The organism is Polaromonas sp., assembly GCF_012927485.1.
Classification (GTDB): domain Bacteria; phylum Pseudomonadota; class Gammaproteobacteria; order Burkholderiales; family Burkholderiaceae_C; genus Polaromonas.
Map to the genome: position 1 here is coordinate 12,960 of NZ_JABBPC010000005.1, position 19,458 is coordinate 32,417.

At 57.4% G+C, this 19,458-nt stretch carries 19 protein-coding genes and 1 tRNA gene; 10 read left to right on the plus strand and 10 right to left on the minus strand.

The features are described 5' to 3' along the window. Positions 1-32 precede the first annotated feature (32 nt). Together HHJ16_RS01320 and mutM are read right to left on the minus strand one after the other, a co-directional pair. Positions 33-2,012 carry a dynamin family protein gene (locus HHJ16_RS01320; protein WP_293640037.1) on the minus strand — a complete coding sequence of 660 codons (1,980 nt, stop codon included), beginning with the start codon at positions 2,010-2,012 and terminating at the stop codon, positions 33-35. Positions 2,013-2,087: 75 nt separating this feature from the next. After that, positions 2,088-2,903: a bifunctional DNA-formamidopyrimidine glycosylase/DNA-(apurinic or apyrimidinic site) lyase gene (mutM, locus tag HHJ16_RS01325; protein WP_293640039.1), complete on the minus strand. Its 816-nt coding sequence runs from the start codon at positions 2,901-2,903 to the stop codon at positions 2,088-2,090. Positions 2,904-3,011: 108 nt separating this feature from the next. Between mutM and HHJ16_RS01330 the strand changes: the two genes are divergently transcribed. The 7 genes from HHJ16_RS01330 to pth all read left to right on the plus strand — a co-directional run bounded on the left by HHJ16_RS01330 (position 3,012) and on the right by pth (position 9,263). Then, on the plus strand, positions 3,012-4,784 hold the full coding sequence (locus HHJ16_RS01330) for a tetratricopeptide repeat protein (protein WP_293640040.1): 1,773 nt from the start codon (positions 3,012-3,014) through the stop codon (positions 4,782-4,784). A gap of 15 nt (positions 4,785-4,799) precedes the next feature. Beyond that, complete coding sequence (locus HHJ16_RS01335) at positions 4,800-5,312, plus strand: lipoprotein insertase outer membrane protein LolB (protein WP_293640041.1); 513 nt, start codon at positions 4,800-4,802, stop codon at positions 5,310-5,312. A 73-nt stretch (positions 5,313-5,385) separates the two neighbouring features. Beyond that, a complete protein-coding gene (ispE, locus tag HHJ16_RS01340; RefSeq protein WP_293640203.1) occupies positions 5,386-6,258 on the plus strand; it encodes a 4-(cytidine 5'-diphospho)-2-C-methyl-D-erythritol kinase in 873 nt (290 codons plus the stop codon). A 122-nt stretch (positions 6,259-6,380) separates the two neighbouring features. Further along, positions 6,381-6,457: transfer RNA gene (locus HHJ16_RS01345), tRNA-Gln, on the plus strand. Positions 6,458-6,641: 184 nt separating this feature from the next. Continuing rightward, the gene (locus HHJ16_RS01350) at positions 6,642-7,616 is read left to right on the plus strand and encodes a ribose-phosphate pyrophosphokinase (protein ID WP_293640042.1); all 975 of its coding nucleotides are present in this window, start codon (positions 6,642-6,644) and stop codon (positions 7,614-7,616) included. A gap of 96 nt (positions 7,617-7,712) precedes the next feature. Further along, positions 7,713-8,417 (plus strand): 50S ribosomal protein L25/general stress protein Ctc, encoded by a 705-nt coding sequence (locus HHJ16_RS01355; protein WP_293640044.1) that lies wholly within the window; start codon positions 7,713-7,715, stop codon positions 8,415-8,417. 153 nt (positions 8,418-8,570) lie between these two features. Beyond that, positions 8,571-9,263 carry an aminoacyl-tRNA hydrolase gene (gene pth / locus HHJ16_RS01360; RefSeq protein WP_293640046.1) on the plus strand — a complete coding sequence of 231 codons (693 nt, stop codon included), beginning with the start codon at positions 8,571-8,573 and terminating at the stop codon, positions 9,261-9,263. Positions 9,264-9,335: 72 nt separating this feature from the next. On the opposite strand, the gene HHJ16_RS01365 is transcribed toward pth, so the two are convergent. From HHJ16_RS01365 to HHJ16_RS01385, 5 genes are read right to left on the minus strand one after another with little or no spacing between them, the layout of a single operon-like run. Then, positions 9,336-9,605 (minus strand): YfhL family 4Fe-4S dicluster ferredoxin, encoded by a 270-nt coding sequence (locus tag HHJ16_RS01365; RefSeq protein WP_293640048.1) that lies wholly within the window; start codon positions 9,603-9,605, stop codon positions 9,336-9,338. Between the two features lie 2 nt (positions 9,606-9,607). Next, complete coding sequence (gene coaD / locus HHJ16_RS01370) at positions 9,608-10,135, minus strand: pantetheine-phosphate adenylyltransferase (RefSeq protein ID WP_293640050.1); 528 nt, start codon at positions 10,133-10,135, stop codon at positions 9,608-9,610. 7 nt (positions 10,136-10,142) lie between these two features. Next, positions 10,143-10,787, minus strand: coding sequence for a 16S rRNA (guanine(966)-N(2))-methyltransferase RsmD (rsmD, locus tag HHJ16_RS01375; RefSeq protein ID WP_293640052.1), 645 nt, complete (start codon positions 10,785-10,787; stop codon positions 10,143-10,145). After that, positions 10,784-12,139, minus strand: a complete 1,356-nt coding sequence (locus HHJ16_RS01380; RefSeq protein WP_293640054.1) for a pitrilysin family protein — start codon at positions 12,137-12,139, stop codon at positions 10,784-10,786. Before HHJ16_RS01380 ends, rsmD begins: the two co-directional genes overlap by 4 nt. Positions 12,140-12,166: 27 nt before the next feature. Next, the gene (locus tag HHJ16_RS01385; protein WP_293640056.1) at positions 12,167-13,663 is read right to left on the minus strand and encodes a pitrilysin family protein; all 1,497 of its coding nucleotides are present in this window, start codon (positions 13,661-13,663) and stop codon (positions 12,167-12,169) included. A 28-nt stretch (positions 13,664-13,691) separates the two neighbouring features. Between HHJ16_RS01385 and ftsY the strand changes: the two genes are divergently transcribed. The 3 genes from ftsY (at position 13,692) to rpoH (ending at position 16,474) form a co-directional block, all read left to right on the plus strand. Next, positions 13,692-14,816, plus strand: coding sequence for a signal recognition particle-docking protein FtsY (gene ftsY / locus HHJ16_RS01390; RefSeq protein ID WP_293640059.1), 1,125 nt, complete (start codon positions 13,692-13,694; stop codon positions 14,814-14,816). Positions 14,817-14,913: 97 nt separating this feature from the next. After that, complete coding sequence (locus HHJ16_RS01395) at positions 14,914-15,222, plus strand: hypothetical protein (RefSeq protein ID WP_293640061.1); 309 nt, start codon at positions 14,914-14,916, stop codon at positions 15,220-15,222. A gap of 322 nt (positions 15,223-15,544) precedes the next feature. Beyond that, positions 15,545-16,474: an RNA polymerase sigma factor RpoH gene (gene rpoH / locus HHJ16_RS01400; protein ID WP_293640205.1), complete on the plus strand. Its 930-nt coding sequence runs from the start codon at positions 15,545-15,547 to the stop codon at positions 16,472-16,474. Between the two features lie 114 nt (positions 16,475-16,588). Here the strand turns inward: rpoH and HHJ16_RS01405 are convergent, their stop codons facing one another. The 3 genes from HHJ16_RS01405 to HHJ16_RS01415 are packed head-to-tail and all read right to left on the minus strand — an operon-like array spanning position 16,589 to position 19,412. Further along, positions 16,589-17,227: an SCO family protein gene (locus HHJ16_RS01405; protein ID WP_293640063.1), complete on the minus strand. Its 639-nt coding sequence runs from the start codon at positions 17,225-17,227 to the stop codon at positions 16,589-16,591. Beyond that, positions 17,224-18,141: a heme o synthase gene (cyoE, locus tag HHJ16_RS01410; RefSeq protein ID WP_293640065.1), complete on the minus strand. Its 918-nt coding sequence runs from the start codon at positions 18,139-18,141 to the stop codon at positions 17,224-17,226. Before cyoE ends, HHJ16_RS01405 begins: the two co-directional genes overlap by 4 nt. Beyond that, positions 18,138-19,412, minus strand: coding sequence for a heme A synthase (locus HHJ16_RS01415; protein WP_293640067.1), 1,275 nt, complete (start codon positions 19,410-19,412; stop codon positions 18,138-18,140). Before HHJ16_RS01415 ends, cyoE begins: the two co-directional genes overlap by 4 nt. Between the last annotated feature and the right edge of the window lie 46 nt (positions 19,413-19,458).

Consider the following 19,458-nt stretch of genomic DNA (forward strand, 5'->3'; position numbering starts at 1 on the left):
GAACGCCGGGTTGTCGTCGAAACAATCAATGGTCAGACCGCCGCGGTCAAAGCTGAATTGACCGCGGCGGGAATTGCATCCTGCGATATCGAAGGCAACGACGGCGCACCCAAGAGCTGAGAGGTCAACTCCATCAATTTAGCATCCAGGTCATTGAGCAAATACTCCTGCTCGTTAATTTCGGCAATCCGCTCGTCCAGACCAGAGGCGGCCTGCTGGATGCGCTCGATCGCCTCCAGTCGACGGCGAAAGTTGCGGCGTCGTTCGCGCAATTGGGCGTCCAGCTGCGAGGCTGCTGACTTGTTCCAGAGCTCCACTTCGCCCAATGCAGTTTCGTACACCATTCGCAAGCGGGTGGCCAGAGCGCGAACCAGTCGCTCTGAGAATTCGACTTGGGAGAGTTTCAGTACATTGGTGATTCCAAGGTATTTCAAATGGCTCCGCTCTATCATTTCCAGATCACGCACGTAGCGAATCAATTCGGGCTCTTCGGGAGCCTGCAGCGAAAAACCGAACTCGGCATTGAGCTGCCGAAATGACGCAGTCAGCATGGACTGAATTTCGCCACTGAGTATCTGAGATTTCTGCAATCCTTCACGCAACCGCGAAAAGGTCTGGCCATAAGCTTTTTTTACCCCTAGCTTGATTCCCGACTGCTTGAGCGCGTGCGTCAGTTCTGCCAGTTCGGTCTTAAGCGTTGGCGTGCTGAGCAGATTGAAAAGATCCCGGAGCAATTTAAGGTGGATCGAGCGCACCGCGTATATCTTGGAACCGCTGGTATCAAATTCGGCCTGCTCTTCCTCGATGCGAGTACGCATATGCTTGATCACTGAGGCATTTTTTCCTCTTAAGCCCCGCAGTTCAATCATTTGCTCAGCCAGGTCGCGCCGGCGTATGTGCATGGCCCGTCCGGCTTCCTTTCCAAGCTCGCCAATGCTGGCGGCTACCGCCGAACGCAGAATTTTCTGGCGCTGTCCCATAACGCCCTGCCCCAGCGCCAATTCGAGCGACGGCAACTGGCTGGCCTCCAGAAGCGCCTTGTCCCCGGTCACTTTGGCCACCAATCCTTTTTGCGCAGAAACGGGAATGACCTGGGACCTTGGCAAACCCAGAATATCGGCTGACGTCGCTACCTGCTTGTCAATTTGCGCCTGCACCTCCTCGGGTGTGCTCAAAACGTCCCACAAAGTATCAATCTTGTTCAATACGACCAGCCGCGCATCGGTGCCATCCCCCTCGGTGATGAGATGTTCGCGCCAGATGGCAAGATCCGATTTGGTGACTCCGGTATCGGCCGCCAAGATAAACACCACTGCGTGCGCTTGTGGAATCAGGCTCACCGTGAGTTCAGGCTCGGCACCGATGGCGTTAAGTCCTGGGGTATCCAGAATAACCAACCCCTGCTTCAACAGCGGGTGCGCGATGTTGATTAGCGCATGGCGCCATTTCGGGACTTCTATCAGCCCGTCGCGACCGACCGGTGGGTTGTCTTCGGGGCAATCGTCTTGCCAGAACCCGAGTGCGCGGGCTTCATCTTGGGTGACCCGCCGGACGTGCGCCACTTGCTCAAGAACCTGCGCCAACTGCGCCGGATTGTTGATGTCCAGATCAATGCAGGTCCACTTTTCGGGCACCATTCGCCACTCCACAAGCGCGCGCTTCTGCAATCGCGTTTCGATGGGTAAAAGGCGCAGGCAGGGCGGTACGTCCGCGTCATAACCCAGCTCCGTCGGGCACATGGTGGTGCGCCCGGCACTCGCAGGCATGATGCGTCGACCATAGCCAGCAAAAAAGATCGCATTTATCAGCTCGGATTTACCGCGCGAGAACTCCGCCACAAACGCCACCATGACCTTGTCGGAACGCACCTGCGACTCCAGCCTTTGCAGTCGTTCTTCCACCGCCGCATTGAGCAGGTCATGGACTTTCATCCATTCAGCAAGCAGTTTCAGGCGCAGTGCAAATTTGCGTCGCCAGACCCCGTGCTGGTCAAATTGTTCGTTAAAAGACATCGGTCTTCCGTAAAGTGTGAAGAATCAATATAGCATCGCGAACCCGAAATAACTATGGGCACTCTTACGGAGCGCTCACCGTTTTTGGCAGCTGACGCAGTAAAAAGTCGAACGTTGGCCCTGCCGAATACTTTTAATCGGCGTTGCGCATACTTTGCACGGCAAGCCAGCCCGGTTATAGACCATTGCGTCAAGCTGAAAATGGCCCGCTTCTCCTTGGGCATTGGAAAAATCCCGCAACGTACTTCCCCCTTTAATCACGGCCTGAGTCAATACCTGTTGAATGGCATGATGCAGTAAAGCGGCGCGCGGCTTGCTGATGCGATGCGCTTTTGTGGTGGGGCGGATGCCAGCCATAAATAGCGCCTCAGAGGCGTAAATATTACCCACTCCCACCACCGCTTCGCCGCCCAGCAGCACCTGCTTGATGGCGGTCCGCCTGAGCCTAAGTGCCTGGTGAAACGAGGTGGCTTCAAAGGCCTCACTGAGCGGTTCTACGCCCAGCCTGCCCAGCAGCTTGTGCGCTACCGGGTCACTTTCACTGCTCGCGAACACCACCGCTCCGAATCGGCGCGGATCGTTCAGGCGCAAAGTGCCCAAGCTGGTCACCAATTCGAAGTGGTCATGTTTGCTTCGCGCAGGGAAGTCGTTCCCAAAACTCACACTGCCGGACATTCCCAGGTGAATCAGTAACAAGCCGTCGCTCAGGTCGACCAGGAGGTATTTACCCCGGCGACGCACGCCCAGCACGCGCAGGCCCTCCAGTTTCTGCAGCCCGCAACCCAGTGGCCAGCGCAAGGATTTGCCCAGGGATGCTGCATTGATACGGGCGCCAGCGATGCGGTCTGCAAAGCTCAAACGGGTGACTTCGACTTCGGGCAGTTCAGGCATAGGTTCACAAATTGGGGTGCCGAAACATCAGCACAAGGTCCGCCTTTTAAGGCAAATCTCAAGACAAGGGGAGAAGCGCAGCTTCAGAGCTTGAATTATCATAGGTTGATGAAGAAAAAACTTGGCTTTGCCTTTGGCTTCCTGTGGCTCGCTGGTCCGCTGGTTCTGGCACAGACTGTTGCACCCGAGCCAGCGGTACCTTCAGGGCTCGCCGAGGCGAAAGCAGCGCAAGCTGCGGCGCCTTACTCGCTGCTGGACAGCGCCCTGTTTTACCAGTTGCTCGTAGGCGAGATGACCCTACAGGAGGGGGAGCCCGCTGCCGGCTTTGCGCTGATGCTGGATGCAGCCCGAAAAACCGGGGACGCCCAGCTTTACCAGCGGGCCACCGACATCGCCCTGCAGTCGCGCTCAGGCGATTCGGCATTGCAGGCGGCGCAGGCTTGGAAACAGGCCCAGCCCGCCTCGCGCGAGGCCAACCGCTATGTGCTGCAAATCCTGATTGCACTTAACCGCATTGCCGACACCGTAGAGCCTCTGAAAACCGAAATCAGGCTGGCACCGGACGTCGAGCGCCCAGCGGTGCTGGCAGCGGTGCCGCGTGTTTACGCCCGCGTCAGTGATAAAAAGCTCGCCAGTTCAGTGGTCGAAGAAGCTTTGGCCGATTACCTGAGTACTCCAGCGACCCGTAGCGCCGCCTGGGCCACCGTGGGGCGTATGCGATTGGCGGCAAGCGACAACAAGGGAGCACTCGAAGCAGCCCAACGCAGTCAGGCCGCTGACAACCGCGCTGAGGCCCCGGTGCTGGTTGCACTGGAATTGATGGATCTGAAACTGCCCGAGGCGGAAGGCCTGGTCCAAAAATATTTCGAAGGCAACACCAAAGCCTTGCCTGAATTGCGTATGGGTTATGCCCGGGTTCTTCTGGAGCTTCAGCGTTACACAGAAGCGACCACCCAGCTAAAGATCGTAACGCAGGAAAAACCCGACTTCCCGGAAGGCTGGCTGGTTCTGGGTTCTTTGCAATTGCAGGACAACCAACTGCCCCAGGCACAGACTTCCCTGGAACGCTATGTCGCGCTGGCCCAGCAGCAAAAGCCGCAGGACGAAACGACGCGTGGCTTGGCCCAAGCCTACTTGTCCCTCTCGCAACTGGCAGAAAAGCGCAAAGACTATGCAGCGGCTGAAAATTGGCTTAACAAAATTGAAAACTCTTCGGACTTGGCACAGGCCCAAATCCGCCGAGCTTCGATTCTTGCGAGCCAGGGCAAGCTGGAAGCAGCCCGCCAGCTAATCCGGCAACTGCCCGAACGCAACCCCGGCGATGCCCGATTAAAACTCAACGCCGAAGTCGGGCTGCTTCGCGACTCCAAGCAATACCAACTGGCCCATGATGTCTTGGCGCAGGCCCTGATCATGACACCCGAAGAACCGGATCTGCTTTATGACCAGTCCATGATGGCCGAAAAACTTAGCCGCATGGATGAGATGGAACGTCTCCTGCGACAGGTCATTCTGCTCAGACCCGATTACTACCAGGCCTACAACGCGCTCGGGTATTCGCTGGCAGACCGCAGCGTTCGCCTGCCCGAGGCGCGAGAGCTGATCCAGAAAGCACTCGAATTTGCGCCGTCCGATCCCTTCATTAAGGACAGCCTGGGCTGGGTCGAATTTCGCGCAGGAAACAAAGCTGAAGCAATACGGATTTTCGAGGCGGCTTACAAGGCCAAACCCGACGCCGAAATTGCGGCACACTTCGGCGAAGTACTTTGGAGCTTGGGCCAGCGTGAACGCGCAGTAGCCATCTGGAAAGAAGGTCAGTTGATCAATTCCGATAACGAAACCCTGCTCGAAACGCTCAAACGTCTACAGGTGAAGCTTTAAACCAGGCCCGACCTTTTGTCCCCTACCACCCGTCTGCGTTCTGCCCTGTTTTTTGGAGGGCTGATCGCTGCTATTTTTATAGCTGGTTGTGCTCACTCCAAAAGGGCTACAACCATAAATGATCAAGGAAGTGCGCTCTGGACGGGCCGCATCAGCTTGCAAGTCCAAAGCGAGCCAGTGCAGTCTTTCTCGGCCAGTTTCGAACTCAAAGGCAAGCCCGACCGCGGCGAGTTGACGCTGATCAGTCCACTGGGAAATGTGCTTGGCGTGTTGCGCTGGTCGCCTTTGGAAGCCGTCCTTGATTCCGGCAACCAGAAGATCCAGCGTTTTTCGTCAGTCGACGCGTTGATGGAGCAAGCCACGGGTGCGGCAGTACCAATCAGCGCGCTGTTTGCATGGCTGCAAGGGGACAATGCCAACGTAAGCGGCTGGTCTGCCGACCTGTCTCGACACAGTGAAGGCCGCATTTCAGCCAAGAGAGATCAGCCAACACCGCGAGCCGACCTTCGCGTCGTACTGGATCAATAGGGCTTGGTACTGTGTCGTCCGCCGCTTTAACTTACTTTTAACTTTGGTCTACCCCTCTCTTTCTTTGCGTTCCCTGCGGCCCCTAAAAGCCCTCTACGATGTACCCGCCCCTGCCAAACTCAACCTGTTTTTACACATTACAGGGCGCAGGCCCGACGGCTACCATTTGCTGCAATCGGTATTCATGCTGATCGACTGGTGCGACACGCTGCATTTCGAACTGCGCCGAGACGGGAAAGTCAGCCGGGATGACTTGGCCGATCCAGATTTGGCGGTCGCCGAACGGCTACCAGCCGAGGATTTGGCGGTTCGAGCTGCGAAGGCGTTGCAGGCGGCCTGCGGCACCCCTCTGGGCGTTCACATCGGTTTGGAAAAACGCATACCGTGCCAAGCAGGGATGGGCGGCGGTTCGTCGGACGCAGCGAGTTGCCTGCTGGCGCTGCAACGCCTTTGGGGCGTGCGGTTAGCGCCAGAAGACTTGCGCGCTCTGGCTTTGTCGCTGGGCGCGGACGTGCCTTTTTTTCTCTCGCGCGGCCATGCTTGGGTGGAAGGGATCGGCGAGAAAATCACCCCCCTTACGCTGCCGCCAGCGCGCTTTGTGGTGGTTAAACCGGCGGAGGGGCTCTCTACGCAAGGCATTTTCAGCTCGCCAAACCTCAAACGAGACACAGAAACTGCTACACTCCATGGCTTTGCTGCATGTGCAAATGGTTCAGTTTTCAAATTTGGCCATAACGACTTGCAACCGGTCGCCCAGACACTGTGTCCGCAAATTGGTCAATCCCTCGATTGGCTTAAAGCGCAACGCCTTGAAGGACGTATGACTGGCTCAGGAAGTGCTGTATTTGCGCAACTGTTGCACGACGTTGATTTTTCTGCCGCCCCTGGCGACTGGACAGTTCGCAAGTGCAGCAATTTGGAGTTTCACCCTTTGACCGGTTGGTAAGACAACCGTTCTTGATAAGGTGTTTGCAAGGGATGCTTTACGCAATAGTTTATAGGTTTATTGTTGGCATGATGCGTTGACTGATTTCAGACACCGCTTCAAAAGCAGCAATTGTCCTGTGTAGGGGTGTCGCCAAGTTGGTTAAGGCACCGGATTTTGATTCCGGCATTCGCAGGTTCGAATCCTTCCACCCCTGCCAAATTTTCAGGCCCACCAAATGTGGGTTTGCGTGACGCCAGACCCGCATAGTGCGGGTCTGAGTGTTTATGAAACACAGGCAATCGGCACTCACTGCCAAGTCCGCATTGCAGCACGGTCCTCCGTGCGTTTTTTGCCTCGATAAAATTTGAGTCACCTTCAAGTCCGATAGCAGCTGGTCCCACATGCAAACGCACAATCCCGACTTCATGGTTTTCACCGGCAATGCCAATCCGAGCATGGCCCTCGAGATCGCCCAGAACCTGGGCATTTCACTGGGCGCCGCCCATGTCGGACGTTTTTCAGACGGTGAAGTCACGGTCGAAATCCAGCAAAACGTACGCGCCCGCGACGTATTCGTGGTGCAGTCGACCTGTGCACCGACAAATGACAACCTGATGGAACTGCTCATCATGGTGGACGCGCTCAAACGGGCGTCAGCCGAGCGGATTGCCGCAGTGATTCCCTACTTTGGATATGCCCGGCAAGACCGTCGACCGCGCTCAGCGCGCGTACCGATTACAGCCAAGGTGGTGGCCAATATGCTGCAAGCCGTTGGCGTGTCGCGGGTACTGACAATGGATCTGCATGCCGACCAGATTCAGGGATTTTTTGACATCCCAGTGGACAATATTTATGCGTCACCGGTATTGCTGGGTGATTTGCGCCAAAAGAATTACACCGACCTGATGGTCGTCTCGCCCGACGTGGGCGGCGTAGTGCGCGCCCGTGCGCTGGCCAAGCAGCTTGGTTGCGATATGGCCATCATCGACAAGCGGCGCCCCAAAGCGAACGTGTCTGAAGTGATGCACGTGATCGGTGACATCGAAGGCCGCAACTGCGTGATCATGGACGACATGATCGACACTGCCGGCACCCTCCTCAAAGCCGCTGAAGTACTGAAAGAGCGCGGCGCCAAAAAGGTTTATGCGTATTGCACCCACCCGATTTTTTCGGGTCCCGCCATTGACCGTATTGCCCAGGGTGACGCGCTCGATGAAGTGGTGATTACAAACACCATTCCGCTGAACCCTAATGCGCTGGGTTGCAAAAAGATTCGCCAACTCTCCGTGGCCGCGCTATTCGCTGAAACCATACAGCGTATCGCCAAGGGAGAGTCGGTCATGAGTTTGTTTTCGGATCAAGACAATTTGTTTTGATTTGAAGCAAAAAGGTGGCTGTGCAGCTCGTAGAGCTTAAACAGCCTTTTTATTTCGGGGTGGGCTGGTCGCGGTCCGCCTCTTTTGGAGAATATTATGAAATTCGTCGCTTTTGAACGCGCAAAGCAGGGTACGGGTGCGAGCCGCCGTCTCCGCATCACGGGCCGCACGCCCGGCATTGTTTACGGTGGAAAAGGCGAGGCCACAATGATCGAACTTGATCACAACGCCTTGTGGCACGCCATCAAGAAAGAAGCCTTTCACGCTTCCATTCTCGAGATGGAACTGGCCGGCAAGGATCAGAAGGTTCTGTTACGCGATCTGCAAATGCATCCGTTCAAACAACAGATCTTGCACATTGACTTCCAGCGCGTGGAAGCCACGACCCGAATGACCGTGAAAGTGCCCCTGCATTACAGCGGTGAAGAAGAGTCTCCAGCGGTGAAAACCGAGAATTGCATGGCTAATCATGTGGTGACAGAGCTGACGGTGTCTTGCTTCCCTGCAGACATCCCTGAGTTCATTGCTATTGATTTGAGTGGCCTGAAAAAAGGCAGTCCTTTGCATGTCAAAGACATCACGCTGCCAAAAGGTGTGAAATTCGTCGCCAAGGGTCACGTCAATCCGGTGCTGGTTTCCATCACTGCGAACTTAGTGGAAGCCGAAGTGGTGCCTGTTGCGGATGAAAAAGACGCTAAAGCAGGTGCCAAGCCCGCCGCCAAAGCGGCTGCGAAGCCTGCTGACAAGCCTGCTGACAAGCCCGCTGCCAAGCCTGCCGCCAAGCCCGCTGCCAAGAAATAATTCGCAGTCTGTGGCATTGACCTGAAAGAGGTCTGCGGCCCTTACCCTCATTCGCGAGGGCAAGGGCCGTTTTTCTTTGGGGACCGGTTATGTTGATAATCTTGAACATACATCCACGCGCACTGGCTTGCCGCCAGTCTCTTATCGCACAACATGATCAAACTGTTTGTTGGCTTGGGCAATCCCGGCACTGAATACGAAGCCACACGTCACAACGCCGGGTTCTGGTGGCTTGACGCCCTATCGCGCGAATTAAAGGCGCCGCTCAGCCTGGACAAGAGTTATCACGGCCAAGTGGCCCGCACCACCGTAAACGGGCAAACCGTGTGGTTGCTCAAGCCGCTGACCTTTATGAATCTCTCTGGCAAATCGGTGGCAGCACTTGCCCGGTTTTTCAAGATTTCGCCCGATGAAGTGTTGGTGGCCCATGACGAGTTGGACATCGTCCCGGGGCAAGCAAAGCTTAAGTTTGGCGGCAGCCATGCCGGGCACAACGGCCTGCGCGATATTCACTCGCAACTGGGCACACCCGATTATTGGCGGCTCCGCATCGGCGTGGGTCACCCCGGCGTCAAGTCTGAAGTCATCAGCTGGGTGCTGAAAAAACCCTCGCCCGAACACCGCGCGGCTATTGAAGACAGCATCGCGCGCTGCCTCAGGGCGGTACCCGAACTGCTCGCCGGCGAAATGGAGAAGGCCACCATGCTGATTCACACCAGCCAGCCAGAACGGCCCAAGCCTCCACGACCTCAGTCGCTGCCGCCGAGCCAAGCGCCTGCTCCTGCAACGTCGGCCACCCCACCCCCTCTACAAGACGGGGTGGCAAGCACGCCAAAGTCAGTCTAAGCACTATTTTTAGTAGCTATTTATGCCCGTTTTTCTAAGGGCTGAGTTGTAACCCTTGGCTCGTCGCTCAAATTAACGGGCCACCACCGTCGGCACAATAGACTGCAGGCGATGATATTTTTCCCAGAGCGTTTCTCGCGTTTCGACGTGCTGCGGATTGACCGGAATGCACGCCACCGGGCAAACCTGCACGCATTGTGGCTCGTCAAAATGACCCACGCACTCGGTGCATTTGTGCGGGTCGATCTCATAGATCTCCTTACCGAGGAAAATCGCCTGATTGGGGCACTCGGGCTCGCAGACATCGCAGTTGATGCATTCGTCGGTGATCATCAAGGCCATAGTCAGGTCGCCTCTGCGGCCCTGTGGGCGGCGGCTAAGGCTGCTGCGATGGCAGGATTTACCATCTTGCTGACGTCACCTCCGAGCTTGCTGATCTCGCGTACCAGGGTGCTGCTGATGCACTGCAAAGGCGCATCGGGCAGCAGAAAAACGGTTTCTACCTGGGGACGCAGCTTGCGGTTCATGGCGGCCATTTGTGATTCGTAATCAAAGTCCGTGAGGTTACGGAGTCCCCGTACAACCGCGCAAGCCTCTTGCGCGGCGCAAAAATCCATGATGAGGCCATCAAACGCCAGAACTGTCACATTAGCTATGTTTTTAGTAGCCTTAAAAGTCTGCTCTACGCGCGTTTCCAGCGAAAATAAAGTCTTCTTATGGTGTGCGACCGCGACCGCAATGATCAACTGATCAAACAGCGCAGCCGCACGACGCACCACATCGTCATGACCCAGCGTGAAAGGGTCAAACGTACCAGAGTAAACAGCGATGCGCGGGTGCGTGGTCGGCGTGGCCGAGGAAGTCAAGGACATGGCGAAATTATGCGCCGGTTAGCAAATGAAAATGCACGGCGCCCGCCTTACCACTGCGGTGCACTTGCAGGCCCAGCGGCTGCAGCTGCTCGTTCAGCCAGGGCTTAGGCGCTTCCAGGTAGACCAACCCAGTGGGGCCAATCGCCTCCGCAGCGGCTTTCAGAGCCGCCTCAAATTGGGTCGACTCAAAGGGCGGGTCGAGCAGCACCAGTTGCATGCTTCCCGCAGGCAGGCGCCTGAGAAGACTCAGGCCATCGCCGCGTTCAATCCTGACCATATTGGCCTTCAGCCGCGCTTGCACGGCTTTAAGCTGCAGCACCAGCGCTGGATCCTGCTCGCACAGCAGCACCTCGGAAGCGCCTCGGGAAGCGGCTTCAAACCCCAGCGCGCCGGTGCCAGCAAATACATCCGCGCAGCGCCAGCCGCTCAAGTCCTGGCCCAGCCAGTTGAAAAGGGTTTCCCGCACCCGGTCCGGCGTGGGCCGGAGGCCGGGCACGTTCGGCACCGGAAGCTTGGTGCGCTTGTACTGCCCGCCAATAATGCGTATCTCGCCGGGGGGCTTGATGTGCGCGGTGCCCTTCGGCTTCACTGACGCCTTGAACAACGGCTTGACTGGCGGTTCAGCCGGGGGTTTCATAACTGTGTATTTCATAGCGCGGCTCCAAGAATCACGGTAACCATTTTTTCAGGCTGAAGTTTGCGCGCAAAAGCGGCCTTGATGTCGGCGGCAGTGACTTTGTTGACTTGCTGCGTCCAGGTGTCCAGGTAGTCGAGCGGCAAGTCGTTCCATGCGATGGCCGCGATGTTGTCCAGCAGTTTACGGTTGCTGTCGATGCGCAGCGCAAAGCCGCCAATCAGGTTGTCCTTGGCCGCCTTCAGTTCAGCCTCAGTCGGCCCATTGGCCACGAAATTGCTCACCACCTGACGCACCAGTGCCACCGCCTCGGCAGCCTGATCAGGCCGGGTTTGCAATCCCACGGTAAAACTTCCGGCATGCAGACCAGGCGAAAAAGAACTTGAGACACCGTAGGTCAGTCCACGTTTTTCGCGCACCTCATTAGTCAGCCGCGACACGAAGCCGCCGCCGCCCAAAATGTAGTTGCCCACGGTTAACGCGAAATAGTCGGGGTCTGCGCGTTTAAAGCCAGGCTGACCTATCAATACATGTGCTTGTGCGGAGTCAAAAGGAATGCGTTTTTCTTCGCTTTGACTGAGCGGCGCGACCTCCATCACCGCGGGAAGCGGCGGCAGGCTGGCGCAAGGTACTTGCGGCAAGCGCGACAACAGGCGTGCAGCCATGGCATCCGCCTGAGCGCGAGTGATGGCACCCACCATGCTGATGCGGGCACGGCAGGCCACAACTCCCGCGTCATGGGCTGCACGCATGTCCCCCACATCAATGCGTGCCAGTGTGGCCTCGGTCACCTCATAGCCATAGGGGTGGGTGCCATACACCGCCTGCGCGTAGGCCCTGCCAATCACGGTCCCCGGCCGCGTATTGGATTCCTTGATTGCCGCCTGCACCCGTTGGCGCTCACGCTGCCAGACAGGGTCTGGAAAAGAAGGCTCTGCTATTTCACGCGCAGCGAGCCCCACGGCCTTGTCCAGCAAGTCGGGCTCGGTCAGCGAACGGAGGGAAAAATCCAGACGATCCGAACTTGCACCGGCGCCAAACTGGGCCCCAAGATCGGCCCAAGCTTCGCTTAGCGCGTTTTCGTCCAGTGCCGGGGCTCCGTCCTCGGCCCTTACGCCTTTATCAAGCATGCCCGCCATCATGCTGGCTCTACCCGCTTGGGCTGGGGGGTCGCGCCGACTACCGGCATCAAAATCCACCTGAACGTCCACCATGGCGATGGCCGGGCTCTCAACCAGGTACACCTCAGCGCCGCTGGCTTGGGTCCAGTGCTGGATCGGAATTCCCGCCAGCGCGTACGACTGAATACAAAGGCTTGCAGCACCGGCCAGAAAAACCTGGAAAGCTATGTTTTTAGTAGCAATTATCATGAAAAAATCTTCGGTTCCAGGCGCGACTCAATGCCGAATGGCCATCGTGGGCCTGCGCGGTTTGCGGTTCGGGTCCACGGGCTGCGGCAGCAAGGTCGCCATGGTCAGCTGATCATCGCTGAAATATTTAGCGGCTGCGGCCTGCACTTCGCCACTGGTGATGGTGCGCAACTTCGCAATCAAGCGCGAGCTGGCGTCTAACGGCAAGCCTTGCACCCAGTTGGAGCCGAGTTCGCGCGCTTGACTGAACACCGAATCCAGCTTGTAGGTTTCGCTGGCCACCCACTGGGTCTTGACGCGATTAAGCTCCGCCTCGCTGACGCCGTCGCGCGCGATGACGGCCACTTGCTCCCGCAAGGCAGCTGCCACCTGCTGCGTGGTTTTTCCTTCTGCGGGAACCCCGTCAAGCATGAAGAGTTGCGGCCCACGGCCCAGTAGACCACTCGAGGCCCCTGCGCTGTCGGCGACACGGCCTTCTCCTTTATTGCCTTGAACCAGCGCGCGTTCCAGGCGAGCGCCACTGTAACCGTCCAGCACTGCAGCCAGCACAGTCAGGGCCAAGGCATCACGGTTGCCTGCTGGTGTAGGGGACGCGGCACTGGGTGCATCCGCCAGCAGGTCGGCCGACTCCAATTTGGGAATCTTGAAGGCCAGGCTCACATAAGCTTGGCTGGCAGGGGCTTTGAAGTCAATCCGCCGCATGCCTGCCTGCTCAGGTTCGCTGCGCGGTTTACGCACTGGGACAGGGCGCGCGGCGATGCCGCCATAGTATTTTTCTGCCAACCGCCTGACTTGGGCCACCTCCACATCACCGGCCACCACCACGGCGGCGTTCGCCGGCACATACCAGCGCTGATAAAAGTCCCGCACGTCGGCCGGTGCCATCGCGTCCAGATCGCTCATCCAGCCGACGATCGGGCGTCTGTAGGGCGCAGCCATGAAGGTCATTGCGGTCGCCTGCTCATGAAGCATGGCTCGCGGCGAGTCCTCGGTACGCAAGCGGCGCTCTTCCTTGACCACTTCGATCTCGCGTTTGAATTCGGCATCCGGCCACTGGTTGTGCGCAAACCGGTCGGCCTCCAGCCGCATCACATCTTCCAGTTTACTGGCCGGCATTTGCTGGTAGAAGCCGGTGTTGTCCAAGCTGGTGAATGCATTCTCACGCCCCCCCAATGCGGCCACCCGGCGGGAAAAATCACCGGGCTTTACCGTGGGCGTGCCCTTGAACATCATGTGCTCCAAGGCATGCGCCACACCCGAGGTGCCGTCCACTTCATCCATCGACCCCACACGCACCCACAGCATGTGGGCGACGGTGGGCGCCCGATGGTCCGGTTTAACAATAACGGTCAGGCCATTTGCCAGGGTGAACTGTTCGACACCCGCAGCGGGTGTCTGGCCGAAGGCTGCCGTGCTGAGGCAGACTGCCAGAGCCGAGGGAAGTAAGAAAGCTGAAAACGGACTATTCAAACGGATGGAAAGGGATTCGAAAAGCTGCACAAGTGCTCGTTTGGGGTGTTTCATAGAATACTGGACTCTACAAGCATATTCAATGTTCAGTTTTTTCAAGAAAAAATCACCGCCCGTCCCTTCGCCCGCACTGCCGGCGCCTTTCGCCTCCGCTGCACCGGTTAATCCGACCGCCAACGCTGGCGGTGGGCTCATTGGCAGCGCACTGGTGACGCCCATTGCCATTCCGCCCGCTCTCCCCGTTGCGATCACAGCGCCCGGCGCAGTGGCGCCAGAGCGCCAGCGCTGGTTCAGCAAGCTGCAGGCCGGTCTGCAAAAAACAGGCGCCAGCATTTCCACCGTTTTTACCGGGAGCCGCATTGACGACGCTCTGTACGAAGACCTTGAAACCGCCCTGCTATTGGCTGATTCCGGCGTAAAAGCCACTGAACACCTTCTCACCGACGTCAAGCGCCGGGTCAAAGAAGGCGGCGTGACGCATCCGGTCGCTGTCAAAAATGCGCTCGTCGAGGCCATCACCGAGTTGCTCAAGCCACTTGAAAAGCCGCTCGTCATTGGGCAGTATCAGCCCACCGTGATTATGGTCACGGGCGTCAACGGTGCCGGCAAAACCACCTCCATAGGGAAGCTCACGCGCCACCTTGCCAACGAGGGCGCTTCAGTGCTGCTGGCGGCCGCCGACACCTTCCGCGCCGCCGCTCGCGAACAGCTCAGCGTCTGGGCTGACCGCAACATGGTCGAGATTGTGAGCCAGGAAGGCGGCGACCCGGCAGCCGTAAGCTTTGACGCGGTGACAGCGGGCAAGGCCCGTGGCAAGGACGTCGTGCTGGTCGACACTGCGGGCCGCCTGCCAACCCAGCTTCACCTGATGGAAGAGTTGCGCAAGATCAAGCGGGTGGTACAGAAAGCCGATGCCAGCGCACCCCATGAGGTGCTTCTGGTCATCGATGGCAACACCGGTCAAAACGCACTGGCCCAGGTCAAAGCCTTCGACGACACACTGCAACTTACAGGCTTGATTGTGACCAAGCTTGACGGTACCGCGAAAGGGGGCGTATTAGCGGCCATTGCGCTGTGGGCGCGCGAGCGCGCGCTAACCTCCCCAAATGTGCGCCCGGTTTCTGTCTATTTTATTGGGGTAGGGGAAAAGTTGGAAGACCTGGAAACTTTCAGCGCACGCGAATTTGCCCAGGCCTTGCTGGCTTGAAGTCAGCTGCCCCACCCCGCCAATGACGCGAAGAGGAGGTGTTTGACTTGAAAACTGCATTCCTCGCCACCATCTCAGCGGTTTAAAGGATTTCCACGTGTCCAGCTTCATATACGGCTTCCTTAGTCGGACGCTGCGTTTTACTCTCAAACTATTGTTGGGCCTGTTCGCAGGCATCTTCGCGATCAGTTTGCTGGTGGCGGCACTGCTCGTCGTGGCACTGAACCTGCTGACATCGCTGATCACGGGCCGAAAACTGGCGCCAGGCATGGTATTCGGGCAATTCCAGCGGTTTTCACCTCAGGGTATGTGGCCAAGCGGCCCGGCTCGAAAAGGGTCGGCCAAGGTCAGCGAGGTAGTGGACGTGGAGGTGCGCGAAGTTCACGACGAAAAGCACCTGCCTTGAAAGCGGTTTAAGCAGCGTTTAGTTGCCAACGCACTCAGTGTGGCTGGTGCCCCTGTAAGTGCTTTGCGCTTGAGGGGGCATTTGATGCCGCCGCCTTTGCCTTTCTTCCTACAAACGCTCGTTGAACTACAGCGCAGCATTAGACGTCCGCTTTAGCGGATTCAGCGTCAGTAAAAATTAGCCTGACTCTATCAGTGTCATTGAACCTATTGCTTAGCACTCCCTCCAACCGAGTGCTAATATTTAGCATTAGAAAAAGGGAGTGCTTGCTATGTCACACGTTCTTTCCCCCCAGTTGATGACCGCAGTCGGTCACACCGGCATGGTTTTGCCCATCGCCCCGGCGAATGCGATGGCCGCGGTCAGTCCTTGGTCAATGGTTCCCCCTCTGGGAAATTTGGACGCTTACATTTCGGCCGCAAATCGTCTGCCCATGCTTACCTTGGAGCAAGAGCAGGAATTCGCCAGGAGCTTGAAAGAAAACAACGATCTGGATGCTGCCGGCAAGTTAGTACTTTCACACTTGCGTTTGGTAGTGTCGATTTCCCGGAAATACTTGGGCTATGGGCTACCCCACGGCGACTTGATCCAGGAAGGCAACATTGGTTTGATGAAAGCGGTCAAACGCTTTGATCCCGACCAAGGGGTGCGCCTGGTCAGTTACGCCATGCACTGGATTAAGGCCGAGATTCACGAATACATTCTGAAAAACTGGCGCATGGTCAAGGTGGCCACCACCAAGGCTCAGCGCAAGCTATTTTTTAACCTGCGCTCCATGAAGCAAGGCTTCAAGGACGATGTCAATGTAGCCACACACCGCGACACGCTGACAGAGGCCCAGATTGACTCGATGGCGAAAACCCTGAATGTCAAGCGAGAGGAAGTTATCGAGATGGAGCAGCGAATGTCTGGCGGCGACGTGCTGCTGGACCCGAGTCCCCGCGACGACGGCGAAGAAACGTTTGGCCCGATTGCCTACCTGGCCGACGCCACACAGGAGCCAACGGCCTTGATGGAGTCACGCCAGCGCGACAGTCTGGCCAGCGACGGACTCACTACCGCGCTTGAAGAATTGGATGCGCGTTCGCGCTGCATTGTGGAAGAGCGCTGGCTCAAGGTTAACGATGATGGTTCTGGCGGCATGACGCTGCACGATCTGGCAGCCGTGTACAAGGTCAGCGCCGAGCGGATTCGTCAAATTGAGGTGGCGGCCATGAAAAAAATGAAAAAGGTGCTTGCAAGCTACGCTTGAAATAGCCGTCCCCCCGTTGCATTGAATTTCATGCAGGCCTGCACCTCTTTGGGTGCGGGCCTTTTTTATAGTTAGCTTCCCACGCGCATTTACAAAACCCGGGGATGCGGCGAATCAGGTATTTTTCAGCAACAGGCGAATATCGGATGCCAAAACTTCAGCGCCTGCACCGTAGCGGTTGTACAAGCGAACCCGGCCTTTGCTGTCAAACACGTAGCTGCCTGCCGAGTGGTCCATGCTGTAATTGCCCTCTGTTTTCCCTTCAACTTTTTTATAATAAATTTTGAAGTCTTTGGCAACACCGGGTAATTGGGCCATGGTGGGCCTGAGTGCCAGGAACGAAGGGTCGAAATTGGTCATGTAGGCTTTAAGTAGCTCTGGCGTGTCCCGCTCTGGGTCGACCGTTATGAAGATCGCCTGGAGCTTGTCGCCATCGGAGCCCAACAGTTTTTTCGTTTGTGCTAAGTCGGCCAGAGAAGTAGGGCAGACGTCAGGGCACTGGGTAAAGCCAAAAAATACCACTACGACTTTGCCAGCAAAGTCTTTAAGCGTGCGAACTTGGCCGTTATAGTCAGCCAGAGAAAAGCCTTGCGCATAATCCGCACCAGTCAGATCAATACTCTGGAATTGCGGTTTATCTGGCGCGCAGGCGGTGAAAAGGCCAGTGGCCATCACCAGCGCGACAGCGCCTACTGCCGATTGGACGGCGCGTCGACGAGCCAGCGACGCAGACAATGAAATATGAGTCTTCATAAAAGGTAATGGTCTAGCAGCAGCGCCGCAAATAAAACCGAGAGATGGATCAATGAAAAGCGAAAGGTCTTACGCGCCAGCGCATCCGAGTAGTTGCGCCATAGGCGCCAGGCATGCCAGCTGAATCCGATGCTGAGTATAACGGCGACTACCAGATAGAGCCAGCCGCTCATTTTGAAAACGAATGGCATCAGACAAGCGGCAAACAACACCAAGGTATACAGAAAAACCTGCAACCGGGTGAACTCATTACCGTGTGTGACCGGTAGCATGGGTAGTCCTGCTTTGCGGTAGTCCTCGACTCGGTAGAGCGCCAGCGCCCAGAAATGCGGCGGTGTCCAAAGGAAAATAATCAGAAACAAAATCAGCGCTTCAGGACTCACCGAGCCCGTCATTGCGACCCAGCCCAATACGGGCGGCATGGCGCCCGACGCACCGCCAATCACGATATTCTGGGGCGTGAGCGGTTTGAGAATTACGGTATAGACAATGGCATAGCCAACGAAAGTGGCAAAGGTCAGCCACATGGTGAGGGGGTTGACCCACACATACAAAATCCACGAACCGACTGCACATAATCCGGCAGAAAATGCCAGCGTGAGCGGGTTGCTGAGGTCCCCCCTGGCCGTCGGTCGCCAAGCGGTGCGCCGCATCTTCGCATCGATCTGCTGTTCAACCAGGCAATTGAACGCCGCCGCCGCTGCCGCGACCAGCCAGATGCCGGCACAAGCGATCAGCGCGAGCGCAACCTCGGGCCATGTCGGAATGCCGGGAACCGCCAACACCATGCCGATCAACGCACAAAACACAATAAGCTGCACCACGCGCGGCTTGGTCAGCGCGTAAAACTGGCCGAACTTGGAAGGCACGCGGACGGTTGGAGTCGCTGCGACAGGCGGGTTGCTAGGGGTCATGCGGACACTCTCGATGCACTCCATTTTGACGCACGCATCGGTTCCGGAATGCTGCGACTTGAAAACACGACGCCGGTTAGCACCACCACCAGTGCAGCCGCCCCGCCGGTGTGCGAGACAGCCGCTAAAAGAGGCCAGCCGAGTACCACATTACTCACACCGGTCACGACCTGAAGCACAGTCAGGCCGGCCAGCCAGCGCGCCTGAGTGCGGAAAGCGGGCACGTGGTTCAAAGCAAACGCTAGCCCAATCAGGGCGACAAACACAAAGTAAGCGGACAGGCGATGAACATAATGAATCGCTGTCAGGGCCTGAAAACTGATGTTGCTGCCGTCTTGGCCGATCCCAAGTTCCCGCCAAAGCGCAAAGCCCTGCGTGAAATCCATCTCTGGCCAAAATGAGTTTTGGCAACTGGGAAAGTCCGTGCAGGCGAGTACGGCGTAGTTGGTGCTGACCCAACCACCCAAAGCAATCTGCAGCCAAAGCAAGACAAAACAGATAAGAACGAAACCCCTCAGCCGCCCGCTCAAGGACGTGATCGGGGGGCCTTTTTTGGCCGTTGCCTCTCCATACCGCACCGCCTGCACGCGCAGCAGTGCCAGCAACACCAGACCGCCGAGCAAGTGCATGGTCACGATTGCGGGAAACAATTTCATCGTGACCGTGAGCGCGCCAAACGCGCCCTGCAAACAAACCCAAATCAAAGTGACGGTGGGCCACCAGGGCGAAAGGGTCCCGCCGTGCTTTTCAATTCGTGTCGTGCGTGGGTCTCCCATCTGGGGCGGCTGACTGGGGGTGGCCTTTCCTTGGGTAAGTTGGTTCCCAAGCCTGATGCTTTGCGCACCGCGCTGCTCCTCGCGGCGAGCCACCCAACTCGCGACGGTCAGCGTCAGGATCAATACCCCCACGCCCGTAGCGAGGTAGCGATGAATCATTTCTATCCACGCCTTGGAATGGGTCACCGGGCCGGTCGGCATGGCTTTTTGCGCGGCTTCGATAGGCATCTGCGCGCCTACCGGACTTGCGCTGGCATAGCAGCCGGGCCAGTCCGGACAGCCCAAGCCCGAATCGGTCAGACGGGTAAAGGCGCCAAAAATCACCAGATCGAAAGTCAGAAACAAAGTAGCCAGCGTCAATACACGAAGGCGCTGGTGGGTCGGCGCGTTCTTGTTGCGCACCCACACCCAGGCGAGCGGTCCAAGCGCCACGGCTAGGCCCATGATCATCAGGCGCAGCGCTGGACTCAGGTCGTAGAGGGAGGAGGTAGACATGCTGTCAAAAAATTCGTCGAGGGTCTTTTAGAAATCTGCCATGGAG

Coding starts and splice junctions, on each gene's coding strand:
- HHJ16_RS01320 (WP_293640037.1), bottom strand. CDS start 2,012: ATGTCTTTTAACGAACAATTTGACCAGCACGGGGTCTGGCGACGCAAA.
- mutM (WP_293640039.1), bottom strand. CDS start 2,903: ATGCCTGAACTGCCCGAAGTCGAAGTCACCCGTTTGAGCTTTGCAGAC.
- HHJ16_RS01330 (WP_293640040.1), top strand. CDS start 3,012: ATGAAGAAAAAACTTGGCTTTGCCTTTGGCTTCCTGTGGCTCGCTGGT.
- HHJ16_RS01350 (WP_293640042.1), top strand. CDS start 6,642: ATGCAAACGCACAATCCCGACTTCATGGTTTTCACCGGCAATGCCAAT.
- HHJ16_RS01355 (WP_293640044.1), top strand. CDS start 7,713: ATGAAATTCGTCGCTTTTGAACGCGCAAAGCAGGGTACGGGTGCGAGC.
- pth (WP_293640046.1), top strand. CDS start 8,571: ATGATCAAACTGTTTGTTGGCTTGGGCAATCCCGGCACTGAATACGAA.
- HHJ16_RS01365 (WP_293640048.1), bottom strand. CDS start 9,605: ATGGCCTTGATGATCACCGACGAATGCATCAACTGCGATGTCTGCGAG.
- coaD (WP_293640050.1), bottom strand. CDS start 10,135: ATGTCCTTGACTTCCTCGGCCACGCCGACCACGCACCCGCGCATCGCT.
- rsmD (WP_293640052.1), bottom strand. CDS start 10,787: ATGAAATACACAGTTATGAAACCCCCGGCTGAACCGCCAGTCAAGCCG.
- HHJ16_RS01380 (WP_293640054.1), bottom strand. CDS start 12,139: ATGATAATTGCTACTAAAAACATAGCTTTCCAGGTTTTTCTGGCCGGT.
- HHJ16_RS01385 (WP_293640056.1), bottom strand. CDS start 13,663: ATGAAACACCCCAAACGAGCACTTGTGCAGCTTTTCGAATCCCTTTCC.
- ftsY (WP_293640059.1), top strand. CDS start 13,692: ATGTTCAGTTTTTTCAAGAAAAAATCACCGCCCGTCCCTTCGCCCGCA.
- rpoH (WP_293640205.1), top strand. CDS start 15,545: ATGGTTTTGCCCATCGCCCCGGCGAATGCGATGGCCGCGGTCAGTCCT.
- HHJ16_RS01405 (WP_293640063.1), bottom strand. CDS start 17,227: ATGAAGACTCATATTTCATTGTCTGCGTCGCTGGCTCGTCGACGCGCC.
- cyoE (WP_293640065.1), bottom strand. CDS start 18,141: ATGACCCCTAGCAACCCGCCTGTCGCAGCGACTCCAACCGTCCGCGTG.
- HHJ16_RS01415 (WP_293640067.1), bottom strand. CDS start 19,412: ATGTCTACCTCCTCCCTCTACGACCTGAGTCCAGCGCTGCGCCTGATG.